This window comes from Escherichia sp. E2586, from assembly GCF_005781105.1.
Classification (GTDB): domain Bacteria; phylum Pseudomonadota; class Gammaproteobacteria; order Enterobacterales; family Enterobacteriaceae; genus Escherichia.
This window is the reverse complement of sequence record NZ_VATN01000011.1, coordinates 58,304-76,756: the sequence shown is the minus strand read 5'-3', so window position 1 is coordinate 76,756 and position 18,453 is coordinate 58,304. Positions and strand designations below refer to the sequence as shown.

The 18,453-nt window shown below is 51.8% G+C and carries 17 protein-coding genes; 6 read left to right on the top strand and 11 right to left on the bottom strand.

All coding sequences use genetic code 11. The annotated features are described in order from the left end of the window. Positions 1-6: 6 nt before the first annotated feature. Complete coding sequence (gene metE / locus FEK50_RS13395) at positions 7-2,268, bottom strand: 5-methyltetrahydropteroyltriglutamate--homocysteine S-methyltransferase (RefSeq protein WP_131162267.1); 2,262 nt, start codon at positions 2,266-2,268, stop codon at positions 7-9. Positions 2,269-2,385: 117 nt separating this feature from the next. Here metE and metR point away from each other — a divergent pair, with 117 nt between their 5' ends. Beyond that, entirely contained in the window at positions 2,386-3,339 is a 954-nt protein-coding gene (gene metR, locus FEK50_RS13390) for an HTH-type transcriptional regulator MetR (RefSeq protein ID WP_000573618.1), read from the top strand. On the opposite strand, the gene bioP is transcribed toward metR, so the two are convergent. The 3 genes from bioP to pldB all read right to left on the bottom strand — a co-directional run bounded on the left by bioP (position 3,227) and on the right by pldB (position 6,032). Beyond that, positions 3,227-4,126 (bottom strand): biotin transporter, encoded by a 900-nt coding sequence (gene bioP, locus FEK50_RS13385; protein ID WP_001196237.1) that lies wholly within the window; start codon positions 4,124-4,126, stop codon positions 3,227-3,229. The two genes, metR and bioP, sit on opposite strands and share 113 nt — an antisense overlap. A gap of 75 nt (positions 4,127-4,201) precedes the next feature. Next, positions 4,202-5,002, bottom strand: coding sequence for a sugar/pyridoxal phosphate phosphatase YigL (yigL, locus tag FEK50_RS13380; protein WP_130209446.1), 801 nt, complete (start codon positions 5,000-5,002; stop codon positions 4,202-4,204). A gap of 7 nt (positions 5,003-5,009) precedes the next feature. Next, a complete protein-coding gene (gene pldB / locus FEK50_RS13375) occupies positions 5,010-6,032 on the bottom strand; it encodes a lysophospholipase L2 (RefSeq protein WP_130209444.1) in 1,023 nt (340 codons plus the stop codon). Positions 6,033-6,142: 110 nt separating this feature from the next. On the opposite strand from pldB, the gene rhtB reads away from it, so the two are divergent. Beyond that, complete coding sequence (gene rhtB / locus FEK50_RS13370) at positions 6,143-6,763, top strand: homoserine/homoserine lactone efflux protein (protein ID WP_131162268.1); 621 nt, start codon at positions 6,143-6,145, stop codon at positions 6,761-6,763. 61 nt (positions 6,764-6,824) lie between these two features. Here rhtB and rhtC read toward each other — a convergent pair whose 3' ends face one another. From rhtC to pldA, 3 genes are all read right to left on the bottom strand, one after another. Further along, the gene (gene rhtC, locus FEK50_RS13365; RefSeq protein ID WP_000928845.1) at positions 6,825-7,445 is read right to left on the bottom strand and encodes a threonine export protein RhtC; all 621 of its coding nucleotides are present in this window, start codon (positions 7,443-7,445) and stop codon (positions 6,825-6,827) included. Between the two features lie 63 nt (positions 7,446-7,508). Then, complete coding sequence (recQ, locus tag FEK50_RS13360) at positions 7,509-9,338, bottom strand: ATP-dependent DNA helicase RecQ (protein ID WP_130209494.1); 1,830 nt, start codon at positions 9,336-9,338, stop codon at positions 7,509-7,511. A gap of 131 nt (positions 9,339-9,469) precedes the next feature. After that, positions 9,470-10,339 carry a phospholipase A gene (gene pldA / locus FEK50_RS13355; RefSeq protein WP_130209440.1) on the bottom strand — a complete coding sequence of 290 codons (870 nt, stop codon included), beginning with the start codon at positions 10,337-10,339 and terminating at the stop codon, positions 9,470-9,472. 165 nt (positions 10,340-10,504) lie between these two features. Here pldA and yigI point away from each other — a divergent pair, with 165 nt between their 5' ends. Next, complete coding sequence (gene yigI, locus FEK50_RS13350) at positions 10,505-10,972, top strand: acyl-CoA thioesterase YigI (RefSeq protein ID WP_044705443.1); 468 nt, start codon at positions 10,505-10,507, stop codon at positions 10,970-10,972. 217 nt (positions 10,973-11,189) lie between these two features. Further along, positions 11,190-12,077, top strand: a complete 888-nt coding sequence (gene rarD / locus FEK50_RS13345; RefSeq protein ID WP_000339103.1) for an EamA family transporter RarD — start codon at positions 11,190-11,192, stop codon at positions 12,075-12,077. A 46-nt stretch (positions 12,078-12,123) separates the two neighbouring features. Here rarD and FEK50_RS13340 read toward each other — a convergent pair whose 3' ends face one another. From FEK50_RS13340 to ysgD, 3 genes are all read right to left on the bottom strand, one after another. Then, complete coding sequence (locus FEK50_RS13340) at positions 12,124-12,423, bottom strand: hypothetical protein (RefSeq protein ID WP_131162269.1); 300 nt, start codon at positions 12,421-12,423, stop codon at positions 12,124-12,126. A gap of 626 nt (positions 12,424-13,049) precedes the next feature. After that, positions 13,050-14,000: a magnesium/cobalt transporter CorA gene (gene corA / locus FEK50_RS13330; RefSeq protein ID WP_130209436.1), complete on the bottom strand. Its 951-nt coding sequence runs from the start codon at positions 13,998-14,000 to the stop codon at positions 13,050-13,052. Between the two features lie 150 nt (positions 14,001-14,150). Further along, a complete protein-coding gene (ysgD, locus tag FEK50_RS24525) occupies positions 14,151-14,207 on the bottom strand; it encodes a YsgD/CorL family protein (RefSeq protein WP_212723238.1) in 57 nt (18 codons plus the stop codon). Positions 14,208-14,368: 161 nt separating this feature from the next. On the opposite strand from ysgD, the gene FEK50_RS13325 reads away from it, so the two are divergent. Beyond that, a complete protein-coding gene (locus tag FEK50_RS13325) occupies positions 14,369-15,133 on the top strand; it encodes a phosphodiester glycosidase family protein (protein WP_131162270.1) in 765 nt (254 codons plus the stop codon). A gap of 82 nt (positions 15,134-15,215) precedes the next feature. Next, a complete protein-coding gene (locus FEK50_RS13320; RefSeq protein ID WP_131162271.1) occupies positions 15,216-16,118 on the top strand; it encodes an S-adenosyl-l-methionine hydroxide adenosyltransferase family protein in 903 nt (300 codons plus the stop codon). 106 nt (positions 16,119-16,224) lie between these two features. On the opposite strand, the gene uvrD is transcribed toward FEK50_RS13320, so the two are convergent. After that, on the bottom strand, positions 16,225-18,387 hold the full coding sequence (uvrD, locus tag FEK50_RS13315) for a DNA helicase II (protein WP_000383407.1): 2,163 nt from the start codon (positions 18,385-18,387) through the stop codon (positions 16,225-16,227). Positions 18,388-18,453 lie beyond the last annotated feature (66 nt).

Here is an 18,453-nt window from a genome sequence, read left to right as displayed (position 1 = left end):
TTGGATTTACCCCCGACGCAAATTCTGCGCCGCCTGCACCATGTTCGCCAGCGCGGCGCGGGTTTCTGGCCAGCCACGCGTTTTCAGGCCGCAGTCCGGGTTGACCCACAGACGCTCTGCCGGAATGCGTTTTGCCGCTTTCTTCAGCAAGGCTTCAATCCATTCCACACTCGGTACGTTTGGCGAGTGAATGTCATAGACGCCTGGGCCAATTTCATTCGGATAATCAAACTCTTCAAATGACTCCAGCAACTCCATGTCGGAACGCGAGGTTTCGATGGTGATGACGTCTGCATCCAGTGCCGCAATCGAATCCATGATGTCGTTGAACTCGCAATAACACATGTGAGTGTGGATTTGCGTTTCATCTTTCGCTACGGCGGCGTTGATACGGAAGGCCTCTACGCCCCACTGGAGATAAGCATCCCAGTCGCTGCGGCGCAGCGGTAAACCTTCGCGCAGTGCCGGTTCGTCAATCTGAATAATGCCGATACCTGCCGCTTCCAGGTCCGCCACTTCATCACGCAGCGCCAGCGCAATTTGTTTGGCGATGGTTTCACGGCTGACATCTTCACGCGGGAACGACCAGCAGAGAATCGTCACCGGGCCAGTCAGCATCCCTTTCACCGGTTTGTCGGTCAGCGATTGTGCATACTTCGCCCACTCTACGGTGATCGGTGCCGGGCGGCTAACGTCACCAATAACAATCGGTGGCTTCACGCAGCGGGAACCGTAGCTCTGTACCCAACCGTTTTGCGTAAAGACAAAACCGTCGAGATGCTCACCAAAGTATTCCACCATGTCGTTACGCTCGGCCTCGCCATGTACCAGCACATCCAGTCCCAAACGTTCCTGCTCAACAATGGCCTGCTTGATATGTTCCGCAATGCCCGTGCGGTAGTTATTGGCGTCAAGATTGCCCTTTTTGAAATCCAGACGCAAAGTACGAATTTCCGTGGTTTGCGGGAAGGAACCAATCGTGGTGGTCGGCCACGCGGGCAGTTTAAAACGCGCACGCTGGGCTTCGGCACGCACTTCATAGACATTCGCACGCTGACTGTCCTGGGCGGTGATCGCCGCCAGACGTTTTTCTACCGCCGGATTATGTACACGGGTAGAGTGGCGGCGCGCCTGAATCGGGGCGCTCCACTCTGCCAGAGCTGCCGTGTCACTACTGTTCAGCGCATCGCGCAGCAGCGCCAGTTCATGGCATTTTTGCAGGGCGAAGGCAAACCAGCTTTTCACTTCTGCATCAAGACGCGTTTCCACGCTCAGGTCGATGGGGCTGTGCAGCAGTGAGCAGGAAGATGCCACCCACAAAGCACGTTTGCCGACAATGTCCTTAATTTGCGCATATTTCTCGGTAAGATCGGCGCGCCAGACGTTACGACCATTGATCAGACCAGCAGACAGCAGCCAGTCAGAAGGCAAACGCTTGTGCAGTTCAACAACGTCATCTTTGCCATGCACGAGGTCAACATGCAGCCCCTGAACAGGCAGCGCAGTAATCGTGTTGAGGTTTGGTGTGACGCCTTCAAAATAGGTAGTCAGCAGCAGTTTCACCTGCCCCTGGAGCGCGTCGTAAGCGGGTTTGTATGCATCCAGCCACGCCTGCGGCAGTTCCAGTACCAGCGCGGGTTCGTCGATCTGTACCCACTCAATGCCGCGTTTTGCCAGTTCTGCCAGCACTTGCTGATAAACCGGCAGAATGTCGTTCAGCAGGCTCAGGCGGTCAAATTGCTCACCTTTCACTTTACCCAGCCACAGGTAGGTAATCGGCCCCAGCAGCACAGGTTTCACCTTGTGGCCCAGCGCCAGCGCCTCGTCCACTTCCTCCAGCAGCTGCGTCCAGGTCAGTTTGAACTGTTGGCCTTTTACGAACTCCGGCACCATGTAGTGATAGTTGGTGTTAAACCATTTGGTCATTTCCGCTGCCGCCGCAGGTTCGCCAGTCGGCGCACGTCCACGACCAATACGGAACAGGGTGTCGATATCTACCGAACCCTCTTTGTTCTGGTGACGCGCCGGAACGTTACCCAGCAGCAGGCTGGTGGTCAGAACATGATCGTACCAGGCAAAATCGCCCACCGGCAGCAGGTCGATACCCGCTTGCTTTTGTTGATCCCAGTGACGAGCACGCAATTCACGCCCTACTGCCAGCAGTTCTTCACGCGTGGAGTTCCCCGCCCAATAACTTTCTTGCGCTTTTTTCAGCTCGCGACGCAGGCCAACGCGAGGAAAACCGAGGGTGTGATTAAGAATTGTCATTATATGCCCCTTGTGGAATTTTTAGTATTTAGACGTCCAGATGTTTACACATCCATATTTGCCAGTTACTGTATATTCCTCAAGCGCAAATTATTCATGCCGAAGTGAAGGACTTTCATGATCGAAGTAAAACACCTGAAAACGCTACAAGCGTTGCGGAACTGCGGCTCGCTCGCAGCCGCTGCGGCGACGTTGCATCAGACGCAATCCGCCCTGTCTCACCAGTTTAGCGATCTGGAACAACGCCTCGGCTTCCGGCTATTTGTGCGTAAAAGCCAGCCGCTTCGCTTTACACCGCAAGGAGAAATCCTGCTACAACTGGCAAATCAGGTGCTGCCGCAAATTAGCCAGGCACTGCAAGCCTGCAATGAACCGCAGCAGACGCGCCTGCGCATTGCCATAGAGTGCCATAGCTGTATTCAGTGGCTGACGCCCGCATTAGAAAATTTCCATAAGAACTGGCCGCAGGTGGAGATGGATTTTAAATCGGGCGTAACGTTTGATCCGCAGCCTGCGTTGCAACAGGGCGAGCTGGATCTGGTGATGACGTCCGATATTCTGCCGCGCAGTGGCCTGCATTATTCGCCGATGTTCGACTATGAAGTGCGTCTGGTGTTAGCACCTGACCATCCACTGGCGGCAAAAACGCGTATTACACCGGAAGATCTCGCCAGCGAAACGCTGTTGATTTATCCGGTGCAGCGTAGCCGACTGGATGTCTGGCGGCATTTTCTTCAGCCAGCAGGCGTCAGCCCGTCACTGAAAAGCGTCGATAACACCTTATTGTTGATTCAGATGGTTGCCGCACGGATGGGTATTGCCGCACTACCGCATTGGGTAGTGGAGAGTTTTGAACGCCAGGGTCTGGTGGTCACCAAAACCCTGGGCGAAGGCTTGTGGAGCCGACTGTACGCCGCCGTGCGCGATGGCGAGCAGCGTCAGCCGATTACAGAAGCGTTTATTCGTTCAGCGCGCAATCACGCCTGCGATCATCTGCCGTTTGTGAAGAGCGCGGAGCGACCCACTTACGATGCACCCACAGTGAGGCCAGGATCACCAGCGCGCCTGTAATAAACGTTGGCCAGTGCGGCTGTTGGTGCCAGATAGCCAGGTTTACCAGCAGCCCTGCCGGAACGTGCATATTATTCATAATGCCCAGCGTTCCGGCGTCCACCTGCGTCGCGCCGTAGTTCCACATAAAGTAGCCAATCCCGGAAGCCACCACGCCAAGAAACACCAGAATGCCCCATTGCAGCGTGGTTTGCGGCATTTTCTGCGCATTTCCCAGCAAGAACCATGCAATCACCGCCACCAGGAACGCGCCGAGATAGAACCACGCAAAAGCGTTATGCTGCGGCATCGGACGAGTTTCCATCAGGCGTTTGTAACCCACCATGCCGATGGCAAAAGTGATATTGGAGAGTTGCACCAGCAGCAGGCCGGTCCAGAAATGGTCGGTGACCTGATCGTAGCGAATAATTCCGGCGCCAATCACCGCCAGCAAGGCGCTAAAGGCATAGCCCCAGCGCAGGCGGCGCTTGCTCATGATGTCATAAATCAGCGTGATGTAGAGCGGCGTCAGCACGGTGAACAGCAACAGTTCGGAGACCGTCAGGTAGAGATAAGCACGGAAACTCAGCATATACATCACGCCAAGCTGCATCGCGCCCACCAGCATATACAGGCCGACCGTTTTCAGGCTATTGCCACGGGTACGCAGAAACGGCAGAAAAACGAGTGCCGCCAGGCCAACGCGCACCAGCACCGCAAAATAGCTATCGACGTGGCCCGCAAGGTACTCGCCATAAAAGCTAAAGGAGAAGGCCCACAGAATCGTGGTGATGATAAGTAGCGCCACAATGGAAAACTCTTTGATTAACGAGTATCCATTGTAGCGAAGTATCAGGTTGACAACTGACCAAATAAAGAACGATTACGATAAATAGAGCTTACGCAGATAATGCGGCACTGCGTCTTCGGCGTTAGTACCAATCACTTCCAGCTCTGGATGCAGATCTTTCAGCCGTTGATGTGCGCTGCCCATAATGCAGCCTTTACCCGCCATCGACAGCATTTCGGCATCGTTCATTCCATCGCCAAAGGCAATACAATCTTGCAGGCTGTAGCCCAGTTTCTTCGCTACCGCTTCCAGGGCATGGCCTTTTGAAACGCCGCCAGCCATGACTTCCAGGCAGGTTAAGGTAGAGAAACTGACATTGACGCGATCGCCCCAGCGAGCGTTAATCGCTTGCTCCAGTGGCAGAAGTTTTTCATGGGAATCACTGGTGAAGAACACTTTGCTGACACCTTCTGGTTCCAGCAACCCCGGCTCATATAGCGCATATTTGAATACCGCTTCTTTAAAAAAGCGCATCTCTTCCGGGCGGTGGCGATTCATAAACCATTCGTCGTCGCGATAAACGTTAGTAATGATGTCCGGATTGTCGTTGACTACGCCAAACAGGTCACTGGCAATGTCGCGATCCAGGTTATGAGCAAAAACCAGATTGCCATCCAGATCGTGAACGCGCGCGCCATTGGAGGTAATCATGTAAGACTTAATCTCCAGATTATCGCGAATTTGCCCCACATCAACGTGGTGGCGACCAGTCGCAAACACAAAGTTGATGCCGCGCGCGGTGAGCAGCTTCAGAGTTTCTTTGGCGTAAGGGGATAACGTATGGTCGGGAGAAAGTAACGTGCCATCTAAATCAGACGCAACAACCTGGTACATAAGAAATTTAAACCTCTGTAGAGCGGTTTCCGCTGGGTGAGTTATGCCTGTTGAAAAAATCAACGATGGCGTGGAGCGCGACTGAGCGCATTGCGTCCTTTTCAAAAAGGATCTCGTGGTACGCACCTTTAATTACCAACGGTCGACCTCCTTCTACAGGGTGGCCCGCGGCGGCGCGAAGTTCACAAAAACGGTCGTGCATGCGGTTATCCACCACGCGCTCTTCTTCAGCCTGCAAGAGAAGCGTTGGCGTGGCGTCATCACCTGCTCCGGCTAACACCTGTTCTCCGGCCAGAATACTTTCACGTACCCAATGGTATGTCGGCCCGCCGACACGAATCGTTGGGTCATCAGCATAGAAGCGTAGATTGCGCCGATATCGCTGCCTGCTGTGGGTAAGCACGTTGATGGTAAACGGCAAGGCGCGCCAGCGCCCGGTACCTATCGCATAGCCATCGCGAAAACGTGGGTGCGCTTCGGCCCAGTTTAGAATCTGCCGCGCCATAAATGACGGCATGCGAATCACAATGCCGAACATTGGCGCGGTCAGTGCAATGGCATCGCACACGCCAGGATGGCGTTGCAGGAACAGAGTGGAGATTGCGCCGCCCATCGAGTGGGCCAGTATATAGCGTTTACGCCACGGACCTGGCTGGACCTCTTGTTGCCAGAACGCCGCCAAATCATCAACATAATCATCAAAGCGATTAACATGGCCGAGATGTGGATCGGCTAACAGACGACCAGAACGCCCTTGCCCGCGATGGTCGATGATTAATACGTCAAACCCCAGTTGAAACAGGTCATAAGCCAGTTCCGCATATTTTACGTAGCTCTCAATGCGCCCTGGACAGATGACGACCACCCGGTCATGGTGCTGCGCGCGAAAACGGACAAAGCGCACCGGAATGTCATCCACACCAGTAAACTCTGCTTCATCACGCTGACGCCAGAAATCAGTCAGCGGTCCCATGGTAAAAGCAGCAAACGCTTTTTCTCTTGTTTCCCAGTCTTTTTGCTGCTGAAACATCGGGTAATCAGCCTCTTAAACCACGTAAAATCGTTTTTTTAAGCGTGCCTGACACAACGCTGCGACAGTAGCGTATTGTGGCACAAAAATAGACACACCGGGAGTTCATCATGACTTTAGAATGGTGGTTTGCCTACCTGCTGACATCGATCATTTTAAGCCTGTCGCCAGGCTCTGGCGCAATCAATACCATGACCACTTCCCTTAACCACGGTTATCGTGGTGCAGTGGCGTCTATTGCTGGTTTACAAACCGGGCTGGCGATTCATATCGTGCTGGTTGGCGTGGGATTGGGGACGCTATTTTCCCGCTCATTGATTGCGTTTGAAGTGTTGAAGTGGGCGGGAGCGGCTTACCTGATTTGGCTGGGGATCCAGCAGTGGCGCACCGCTGGTGCAATTGACCTTAAATCGCTGACCCCGACCCAATCACGGCGTCATCTGTACCAACGGGCCGTGTTTGTGAATCTCACCAATCCCAAAAGTATTGTGTTTCTGGCAGCGCTATTTCCGCAATTCATCATGCCGCAGCAGCCGCAAGTTATGCAGTATATCGTGCTCGGCGTCACCACCATTGTGGTCGATATTATTGTGATGATCGGTTACGCCACCCTCGCCCAACGGATCGCGTTATGGATAAAAGGGCCGAAACAAATGAAGGCATTGAATAAGATTTTCGGCTCGCTGTTTATGCTGGTGGGAGCGCTGTTGGCATCGGCGAGACACGCTTGAAAAATAATGTCGGATGCGGCGTAAACGCCTTATCCGACTTACTCTGATGACGCGTCTGGCATCAACGCGAAATAATCAAATGAATGCCAAATCCGGCAAATAATGCCCCGGCAAAACCATCAATCCACTTCGCCAGACGTTGATAACCACGGCGCATTTGCGGCAGGGCAAACAGGCTGGCAACGACGGTAAACCATGCCAGCGTTTCGACAATAATCAGCGCGAAAATGCCCCAGCGTTCGGTGGTGCCGACGTTATCGCCGACAAACAGCGAGAACACCGAGCCAAAGTAGATAATCGCTTTCGGATTGGCGAGATTGGTCAGTAAACCTTTCAGGAAACTGCGCCCACTTTTCGCCAGTTCTACCTGTGGCGCAGGTGCAGAAACAACCTCTTTTTTCAGTGCACTACGCAGCATCTGATAACCCATCCAGCAGAGATACAGGCCACCACCTACCATAATCAGCGTATGCAGCCAGGCCATTTTTTCGATAATCAGATGCAGGCCAAGCAGCGCAATCCCGGCCCAAACCATTACGCCGCAGGTAATGCCCAGCACACCCATCATCGCTTCTTTACGGGAACGACTAACGGCGGTCTGAGAGACAAAAAAGAAATCGGGACCGGGGCTCATAAGCGCCACGATGTGCACCATGGCAACGGTGAGGAATAACATCAACATACAATTGACTCGCGGGGAAAACGTTTACGGAATCTTCATCCTGGCACTTTTTTATGCCGCTGACTACTCTTCGTCGTCGCCGTCAACATGCGCGCGGATAAGCGTCATAAACGGTTTACCAAAGCGTTCCAGCTTGCGCATCCCAACGCCGTTAACGCTGAGCATTTCGCTGGCGGTGATCGGCATCTGTTCCGCCATCTCAATTAAGGTTGCGTCGTTAAACACCACGTACGGCGGGACATTGCTTTCATCGGCAATCGATTTACGCAGTTTGCGTAATTTAGCGAACAGTTTACGGTCATAGTTGCCGCCGAACGATTTCTGCATCGCTTTCGGTTTGAGCGCCACAATACGCGGCACGGCAAGTTGCAAAGAGGATTCGCCACGCAGTACCGGGCGCGCGGCTTCCGTCAGCTGCAACGCGGAGTGCTGGGCAATATTTTGCGTCACCAGGCCGAGGTGAATCAGCTGGCGGATCACGCTCACCCAGTGCTCATGACTTTTATCACGGCCCATACCATAGACTTTCAGTTTGTCATGACCATAGTCGCGGATACGCTGGTTATTAGCACCACGAATCACTTCCACCACATAACCCATCCCAAACCGCTGATTTACGCGACCGATAGTGGAAAGGGCAATCTGCGCATCGGTCGAACCATCGTACTGTTTCGGCGGATCGAGACAGATATCGCAGTTACCACATGGTTCCTGACGACCTTCGCCAAAATAGTTCAGCAACACCAGACGGCGGCAAGTTTGCGCTTCGGCAAATGCGCCCATCGCATTGAGTTTATGGCGCTCGATATCCTGCAATTGCCCTTGCGGCTTCTCTTCCAGACAACGGCGCAGCCACGCCATATCAGCCGGATCGTAAAACAGCATCGCTTCCGCGGGCAGGCCATCACGCCCGGCGCGACCGGTTTCCTGATAATAGGATTCGATATTGCGCGGAATATCAAAATGCACCACGAAGCGGACGTTCGGCTTGTTGATGCCCATGCCGAACGCCACGGTCGCCACCACAATTTGCAGGTCATCGCGCTGGAATTTCTCCTGCACATCGGCGCGAACATCGTTTTCCAGGCCGGCATGATACGCCGCCGCGCTAATTCCTTTACTTTGCAGACGCGCGGCTGTGTCTTCTACTTTCGCCCGACTGTTGCAGTAGATAATGCCCGACTTTCCCCGCTGTTCCTGCACGTAACGCATCAACTGATCGAGAGGTTTGAACTTCTCCATCAGCATGTAGCGAATATTCGGACGGTCAAAACTACTGATTTGAATTAGCGGATCGTTCAGCCCCAGCAGGCGCACAATATCCTGGCGCGTGGTATCGTCGGCGGTGGCGGTTAGCGCCATAAACGGCAGCGTCGGAAAACGCTGACGCAGCTGACCGAGCGCGGCATATTCCGGGCGGAAATCGTGGCCCCACTGGGAGATACAGTGCGCTTCATCAACGGCTAATAACACCGGATTCCAGTGCGCCAGATGCTCAAGGAAGTTATCCAGCATCAGGCGTTCCGGCGCGATATAGAGCAGACGAATTTGCCCGGTACGGCAGCCTGTCATCACTTCAAGTTGCTGCTCTCGGGTTTGCGTCGAGTTAAGGCACGCCGCCGCCACGCCGTTGGCTTGCAGTTGATCCACCTGATCTTTCATCAACGAAATCAGCGGTGAAACAACCACGGTAAGGCCGTTTAGCAATAAGGCAGGAATTTGATAGCAAAGGGATTTTCCGCCACCAGTGGGCATGACGACCAGGCAATCGCGACCAGAAAGTACGGTATCGATGATCTCTTCCTGACCAGGGCGAAACTGTTGGTAGCCAAAGGTTTCTTGTAAAACCTGCTTAGCTCCTGACTCCAGATTCAACACTTCCGCCTGCGCCACATTCACCCCGATTGCCTGAAATAAAAACAGGCGCTATTTTCAGCGCCTGCGCGAGAAACTGCAATGCTTTTAGTCTCTGAGAGGATAATCCTGGATGCTGGATTCCAGATTTGCCTTTCAATCAACTCGCATTAGAACAGGTCGTTTAGCATAACTCCCACACCGACGCGGGTCTGGTTAAAGTTATAGTCGATGAGCGATTCGCCATAGCCGCTGTAGACTTGGGTATAAAGACGCACATGTTTGGTGATCGGGTAGCTTAAGCCTAACTCCGCACCACCATAACCGGTGTTCCAGTTGTACTGCCCTTTCGCGCTCAGCACAGCATCACCGAGGTGATAACCAATTTTAAGCTGGTAGTAACCCATATATTTGGTGATGTCCGGGTTATCGTCCGTATTACCGACGACATACCACGGCTTCACTTCTACCAGCCAGTTACCGTTCTCTGCCATCAGGCGGGTGTAGATACGGTTCCAACTACGGGAAGTTGGGTCAGAACGTCCGTTAGAGTCGTGATTATAACCCATCTCTACATCGCGCAGCGTCCAGCCTGCAAAGCTGTAATCGGTGGCGAACCCGAGGAACAATTGCGGTTCATAGTTGGTTTCACGAAACGGTGATGACTCATCGCTATTAGAAAGCTGCCACCAGGATTTCTGGGTGTAGGAAGCGCCCAGTACAGAGTTTGGCCCCAAAATCCCCCGCCACAGCGGAAACGCCAGGCTCAACTGGAACTTTACTTCATCCTTACGCGCGTTCTCTGCCCAGTCGTAACTGGCAATAGCTTCTTTATTGAGATCGCTGGTTTGGGTGTAGATGATGTAGTTGGTGTCGTAAGGATAAAGGGTGAAAGGATTGTCATGCTCCTGCAACATATTGCCGATAATGCTGCCACGTACTGCTGGCGCGTCATGCACATCTTTCACCGTTGCCTCTTGCGCATTTGCCACTATCGGCAGCATACACATCGGCAACAAGCAGCCCAGTAGAGTCCGCATCGATCGTGTTCTCCGTAACGAATTATTGATTAGATGAATATTTTTTCTGCGGGCTATTTTACATACTTAACTCAATTGCCGTTAGTTATCCCTTCCTAAAGTAGAAACCAACAACAAAGAAGCATAAAATCAACATTTCATTAACCAATGAAGTGTAAGGATGATATGTCTGCCGTACTGACCGCCGAACAAGCCCTGAAATTAGTGGGTGAAATGTTTGTTTATCACATGCCATTTAACCGCGCATTGGGGATGGAGCTGGAGCGTTACGAAAAAGAATTTGCACAGCTGGTCTTTAAAAATCAGCCGATGATGGTTGGTAACTGGGCGCAAAGCATTTTGCACGGTGGGGTCATTGCGTCGGCGCTGGACGTCGCCGCGGGTCTGGTGTGTGTAGGTAGCACCTTAACCCGCCACGAAACCATCAGTGAGGATGAACTGCGCCAGCGGCTATCGCGGATGGGGACAATTGATCTTCGCGTCGATTATCTACGTCCAGGCAGAGGCGAGCGTTTTACAGCTACCAGTAGCCTGCTGCGTGCGGGTAATAAAGTCGCCGTCGCCCGCGTTGAACTGCACAATGAAGAACAGCTTTATATTGCCAGTGCTACCGCCACCTATATGGTAGGTTGAATACATAAAAGCAGGTAAACTGCTGAGACTTATGACAAACGCAAAATTGCCTGATGCGCTACGCTTATCAGGCCTACCAGAGAAATGCAATATATTGAATTTGCATGGTTTTGTAGGCTGAATAAGGCGTTAACGCCGCATCCGGCATGAACAAAGCACACTTTGTCAGCAAACTGAGCAGGTCAACTGCTATCAACAACAAAAAATGAGTTTTCCAATGGATGCAAAACAAACGCGGCAGGGCGTATTACTCGCTCTTGCCGCTTATTTTATTTGGGGTATCGCCCCAGCGTACTTCAAGCTGATTTACTACGTGCCCGCCGATGAGATCCTGACGCATCGCGTGATCTGGTCGTTTTTCTTTATGGTGGTGCTGATGAGCATCTGCCGCCAGTGGTCCTATTTAAAAACGCTGATTCAGACGCCACAGAAAATTTTTATGCTGGCAGTCTCTGCCGTGCTGATTGGCGGCAACTGGCTACTGTTTATCTGGGCGGTGAACAATCACCATATGCTAGAAGCGAGCCTCGGGTACTTTATTAACCCGCTGGTGAACATTGTGCTGGGGATGATTTTCCTCGGCGAGCGATTCCGCCGGATGCAATGGTTGGCGGTGATTCTGGCGATATGTGGCGTGTTGGTCCAGCTGTGGACTTTTGGTTCGCTACCTATTATCGCGCTGGGGCTGGCGTTTAGTTTTGCCTTCTACGGCCTGGTACGCAAGAAAATTGCCGTTGAAGCGCAAACCGGCATGTTAATCGAAACCATGTGGCTGCTGCCCGTGGCGGCGATTTACCTGTTTGCTATTGCCGACAGCTCAACCAGCCATATGGGGCAAAATCCTATGTCGCTGAATTTACTGCTGATCGCCGCCGGTATTGTCACTACCGTACCGCTGTTGTGTTTTACCGCCGCTGCGACACGCCTGCGTCTCTCAACGTTAGGCTTTTTCCAGTACATTGGCCCGACGCTGATGTTCCTGCTGGCTGTGACGTTTTATGGTGAAAAACCGGGTGCCGATAAGATGGTGACTTTCGCCTTTATTTGGGTGGCGCTGGCAATTTTTGTGATGGATGCGATTTATACGCAGCGTAGAAAAAGTTAAGCATTAACATGGGTAGGCCATTTAAAAAGCCTACCCACTGACTTATCTATCTTTTTTTGAAAAAAATTAAGATAAGAAAAAGTACGATATTTGTTACAGGAAATATACCCAAAACTCCCCAGAACTTACTCCATCCTAGAGACATTGTATATCTACCAAGGATTTGACAAAACCCAAAACTTAACCCTATACCTAAACTTCTTAAATTTAATGTCGTAGTCAGGCTTAAAATAAATAGAACAAGGATGGTAATAGCCCACCACAATAACCACGCCTTAACAAAATCAGATTTTTTGCTGTAAGGTTCTTTACCCAAGAATAACTGCCAAAAGTTACCATTTCCCATATAGAATCCATTCACCCCAGATATTATTTATAGAATAAAAATACATTTCAATTATATTTAATTAAAATATACCCCATCAATAAAAACTTACACACTCTAAATTACTAATGTATAGTTATCAATACAAAGACTGCCATATTGCATAGATATAGCAACTTATATGAGCTAAATAATATATAAACTTCAATCCATCATATATATATAACAATGTAAAAATGTTTAAATCATCCATCAGAAATATATTCTACCCATCCAGGCTTGAGCGCTTATCACGCTTGCAGTTCATAATCTATACATTAACATCATGGTCAATATTAATAACTTTGAATGATATCAACCTGGCTTTGAGTTTTATTCTGATCAACACTAATACATATGTGAATATCAACATCGGAGCTAAAAGAATAAGAGATACTGGATGTAAGGCAATCTACTTTGTATTGACTTCATTGGGTTTGACACTTTTTTCTATCATCTCTGCAGCAATTGAAGGGATGAGATGTGATTCATTAAGCGTCCAACTCAACGTGGCATGGATATTATTCACAACAATTATGTTATCTGTGATTCCCTCGGCTAAAATGTCGCTGTCAGCACACTAACTTACTCACAGCGACATCGTAAAGTTACAGCCAGTTCTTGCGCTTAAAGTACAGATACGGTGCCAGGCCCGCGAGGATCATAAAGATAATCGCTGCCGGGTAGCCGAAGCTCCACTTCAACTCTGGCATAAACTCAAAGTTCATCCCGTAGCTGGAAGCGACCAGCGTTGGCGGCAGGAACACGACGGACACCACCGAGAAGATTTTGATGATGCGGTTCTGCTCGATGTTGATAAAGCCCATCGCTGCCTGCATCAAGAAGTTCACCTTCTGGAACAAGGATTCGTTATGCGGCAGCAGGGACTCGATATCTCGCAGAATTTCACGCGCCTGCTCCAGTTGCCCACCCGGTAAGCGTGCTTTACGTACCAGGAAGTTGAGCGCGCGCTGGGTATCCATCAGACACAGGCGAACTTTCCAGCCGATATCTTCCAGTTCTGCCAATGTGGAGAGTGCCTCGTCGTACTCATCGCCCTGACGCCCTTCCATAATCACCCGGCTCAGTTGCTCCAGATCGCTGTAGATGTTTTCAATTTCATCCGCTAACTGTTCGATTTTGGTTTCGAACAGATCCAGCAGCAGCTCGTAAGCGTTACCGTCTACCATCGACTGGCTGCGGGCGCGCATACGATACAGACGAAATGCAGGCAGCTCGCGTTCACGCAGTGTAAACAGACGACCATCGCGGATGGTAAATGCTACAGTAGAGTTACCGGCGTGATCTTCCGCATCTTCAAAGAAGAAGAAGGAGTGAATATGCAGGCCGTCATCGTCTTCAAAGAAACGCGCCGATGCTTCGATGTCTTCCAGTTCCGGGCGAGTTGCCAGGCTCTGGCCAAGTTCAGATTGTACGCGCAGTCGCTCGTCGTCATCCGGTTCGACAAGATCAATCCATACTGCATTTACAAGGGGTTGTGACTCTTCGACTTCCAGCCGGGTCAGTCGGTTATTTTCCAGTTGAAATGCGCTCAGCATGACCGGGACTCCCAATGCTTAAAATATCGGACAGTTCGGTGGGCACACAGAAACAAATTGGGTTTCAGACCATTAAACAGCCTGACTCAGCGCGACGGGAAAATTGAGGTCGCTGACAACCGCTAAGGCTATCAGCAAAAGGGGATAGCCTTAGGAGTTGATCCTGGATGACAGGATAATGAGCCAGTATCTACTGGGTGTGTCCAAGGCGAATGTCCTCTTAGAGTGATCGTGCGCGCATGTTACGCCAGCAAAATTTTGCCGTCAACACGCAACAGAACACCACAGAACAATAGTTGAACTTCGCGCTTTTTGGTACTCGTCAAGGTCATTAACAGGATAAAAAAATCCCACATCCAGGACCTATAATGGCGCATCGGCTACTCATTGGTAAAGGAATGATCACCTTGAATCTCAAACGGATTTTTCTCGCTCTCACCTTGCTCCCCTTGTTTGCTGTTGCTGCTGATGACTGCGCGCTCTCTGACCCAACGCTGACTGTGCAGGCGTATACCGTTAATCCTCAAACCGAACGGGTGAAAATGTACTGGCAAAAAGCCAATAGCGAAGCGTGGGGAACGTTACATGCGCTGCTGGCTGATGTTAATAATCAGGATCAGGTTCAGATGGTGATGAACGGCGGCATCTATGATGAAAGCTATGCGCCGCTCGGTTTGTACATCGAAAACGGTCAGCAGAAGGTGGCGTTAAATCTCGCTTCAGGTGAAGGGAATTTCTTTATCCGTCCTGGCGGCGTGTTTTATGTCGCGGGAGATAAAGTCGGCATCGTTCGTTTGGATGCCTTTAAAGCCAGTAAAGAGATTCAGTTTGCTGTGCAGTCAGGGCCAATGTTGATGGAAAACGGTGTAATTAATCCGCGTATTCATCCCAACGTCGCCTCACGCAAAATTCGTAACGGTGTTGGGATTAATAAACAAGGGAACGCAGTGTTTTTGTTGAGCCAGCAGGCGACAAATTTTTATGATTTTGCCTGTTATGCCAAAGCGAAACTGGACGTCGAGCAGCTGCTTTATCTTGATGGCACGATTTCACATATGTATGTGAAAGACGGGGCAATCCCGTGGCAACGCTATCCTTTTGTTACCATGATTTCCGTCGAGCGGAAAAGTTAAGCATTGTACACTCGAGGAGGCCAGACAAACTGGGGCTGGCTACACAGCTGGAAAATCATCAGATAAATGAAGGGAAACAAAAATGAAAAAAACGCTCGCAACGTTATTTTTATTAACGTGTCTGGGATCATCGTCCGCTTATGCGGATAACGCTTTGATTTTACAAACGGATTTTAGCCTGAAAGATGGGGCCGTCTCGGCGATGAAAGGCGTCGCTTTCGGCGTTGACCATAATCTTAAAATCTTTGATTTAACCCACGAAATTCCACCGTATAACATCTGGGAAGGTGCTTATCGCCTGTATCAGACTGCCAGTTACTGGCCGCAAGGTTCGGTGTTTGTCAGTGTGGTCGATCCGGGCGTAGGCACTGACCGTAAATCGGTGGTGCTGAAAACCAAAAACGGTCAGTACTTCGTTTCACCAGACAACGGTACGCTCACTTTGGTGGCGGAATCGCTGGGTATTGAGAGCGTCCGGCAAATCGATGAAAAAACCAACCGCCTGAAAGGTTCTGAAAAGTCATATACCTTCCACGGTCGCGATGTATATGCCTACACCGGTGCGCGTCTGGCTTCCGGAGCGATCACGTTCGAGCAGGTGGGGCCAGAGCTTCCTGCAAAAGTTGTCGAACTGCCTTATCAGAAAGCGAAAGCGACAAAAGGTGAAGTGAAGGGCAATATCCCGATTCTTGATATTCAGTACGGTAACGTCTGGAGCAATATCAGCGACGAGTTGTTGAATCAGGCGGGGATCAAACTCAACGATACGTTATGTGTGACCATTTCCGAAGGTTCCCAGCAAAAATACGCAGGGAAAATGCCGTATGTCGCCAGCTTCGGCGATGTGCCGGAAGGCCAGCCGATGGTGTATCTGAACAGCTTGTTGAATGTTTCCGTGGCGCTGAATATGGATAATTTCGCGCAGAAACATCAGGTTGCGTCTGGTGCTGACTGGAATATTGATGTGAAGAAGTGCGCTAAGTAAGGTGCTGATGCCGGATGCGGCGTAAACGCCTTATCCGGCCTACCGGGTGCCATTTCTGTAGGCCGAATAAGGTGCGCAGCACCTCATCCCGCAACGGAATCGTAAATTACACCGTCTCCAGCCGGGCGTAAGCTGCCACCAGCCATTTAATTCCCTGGCCCTGGAATGCCACCTGCAAACGGCTATGCTCGCCGCTGCCTTCCATATTGACGATAGTGCCCTCACCAAACTTGGCGTGGCGCACGCGCTGGCCGAGTTTGTAGCCGCTGTCATTCTCGACCATTGGCGTACCCATCCGCTGATGGCTGACCGGGCGGCTTACCGTGGCGCGCAGGCGCACCTCTTCCACACACTCTTCCGGCAGCTCGCCAATAAAGCGCGACGGGCGATGGTAAACCTCTTTGCCATACAGACGGCGAGTTTCCGCGTAGGTCAGCGTCAGTTTCTGCATCGCGCGGGTTACGCCAACGTAGGCCAGACGCCGTTCTTCTTCCAGACGCCCGCCTTCATCCAGCGACATTTGGCTTGGGAACATGCCCTCTTCCATACCAACGATAAACACCTGCGGAAACTCCAGACCTTTCGCCGAGTGTAGCGTCATCAACTGCACCGCATCCTGCCAGGTATCCGCCTGCCCTTCACCTGCTTCCAGTGCCGCATGGGAGAGGAACGCCTGCAGCGGCATTAAATCTTCGTCTTCTTCGTTGTAGCTGAACTGGCGCGTTGCCGTAACCAGTTCCTCTAAGTTTTCGATACGCGTCTGGCCTTTTTCGCCCTTCTCCTGCTCGTACATGGTGCGCAGGCCGGAGTCTTTAATTACCCGGTCAGTCTGTACATGTAGAGGCATATCGGCAGTTTCCTGTGCTAAGGCGTCGATTAATTCCATAAACCGTTGCAAGGCGCTGGCTGCACGTCCGGCGAGGGCTTTTTCCTGCAACAGTTCACGGCACGCCTGCCAGAGTGTTAACTGGCGATCGCGCGATGTCTGACGTACCACGTCCAGCGTCCGGTCACCAATACCCCGTGTTGGTGTATTCACCACACGCTCAAAGGCCGCGTCGTCGTTGCGGTTGGCAATCAGGCGCAGATACGAGAGCGCATCTTTGATTTCCTGACGTTCGAAGAAGCGCATCCCGCCGTAAATACGGTACGGCATACTCGCCTGCAACAGTGCTTCTTCCAGCACACGCGACTGGGCGTTGCTGCGGTAGAGAATGGCGCACTCGGCAAGCGCCCCGCCGTTGTCCTGCCAGGTTTTGATGCGGTTAACCACAAAACGCGCTTCATCGAGTTCGTTAAAGGCACAATAGAGGGAAATCGGCTCGCCGTCCGCGCCATCGGTCCACAGTTTTTTACCCAGACGCCCGTTGTTGTTTTCAATCAGGGCGTTAGCGGCGCTCAGAATATTGCTGGTAGAGCGGTAGTTCTGCTCCAGACGGATAGTTTCAGCACCGGGGAAATCATTGAGGAAACGCTGAATGTTCTCGACCTGCGCCCCGCGCCAGCCGTAGATTGACTGGTCGTCATCACCGACGATCATCACCTTGCCAGTGTCGCCCGCCAGCAGGCGGATCCACGCGTACTGAATGTTGTTGGTATCCTGGAATTCGTCCACCAGGATGTTGGTAAAACGTTCGCGGTAGTGTTGCAGAATATGCGGCTTGTTAAGCCACAACTCATGAGCGCGCAGCAATAGTTCGGCGAAGTCCACCAGACCCGCGCGGTCACACGCTTCCTGATACGCCTGATACACCTTCTGCCAGGTCTGCTCCACCGGGTTACCATAGCTCTGAATGTGATGCGGGCGCAGCCCTTCATCTTTCTGGCTGTTGATGTACCACATTGCCTGGCGCGGTGGCCACTGCTTCTCGTCGAGGTTCATCGCCTTGATCAGACGCTTAAGCAGGCGCAGCTGGTCTTCACTATCGAGGATCTGGAAATCCTGCGGCAGGTTGGCGTCCATGTGGTGCGCACGCAGCAGGCGGTGCGCCAGCCCGTGGAAGGTGCCGACCCACATGCCGCCCTGGCTGGTGCCCATCAGTTGCCCGATACGATGACGCATCTCCGCCGCCGCTTTGTTGGTAAACGTCACCGCCATAATCGAGTATGGCGAGCAGTTTTCCACGCTCATCAGCCAGGCGATACGATGCACCAGTACGCGCGTCTTACCACTGCCCGCGCCCGCCAGCACCAGAAGGTTGCTGCGTGGCGCGGCCACCGCTTCGCGCTGTTTGTCATTAAGGCTATCGAGCAGGTAAGAAACGTCCATTGGCACCGCCGCGTAAAAATAGGTTGGGCGGAGAAGCGCAACGCCCTCCGCCAAAAAGCTGGGTAT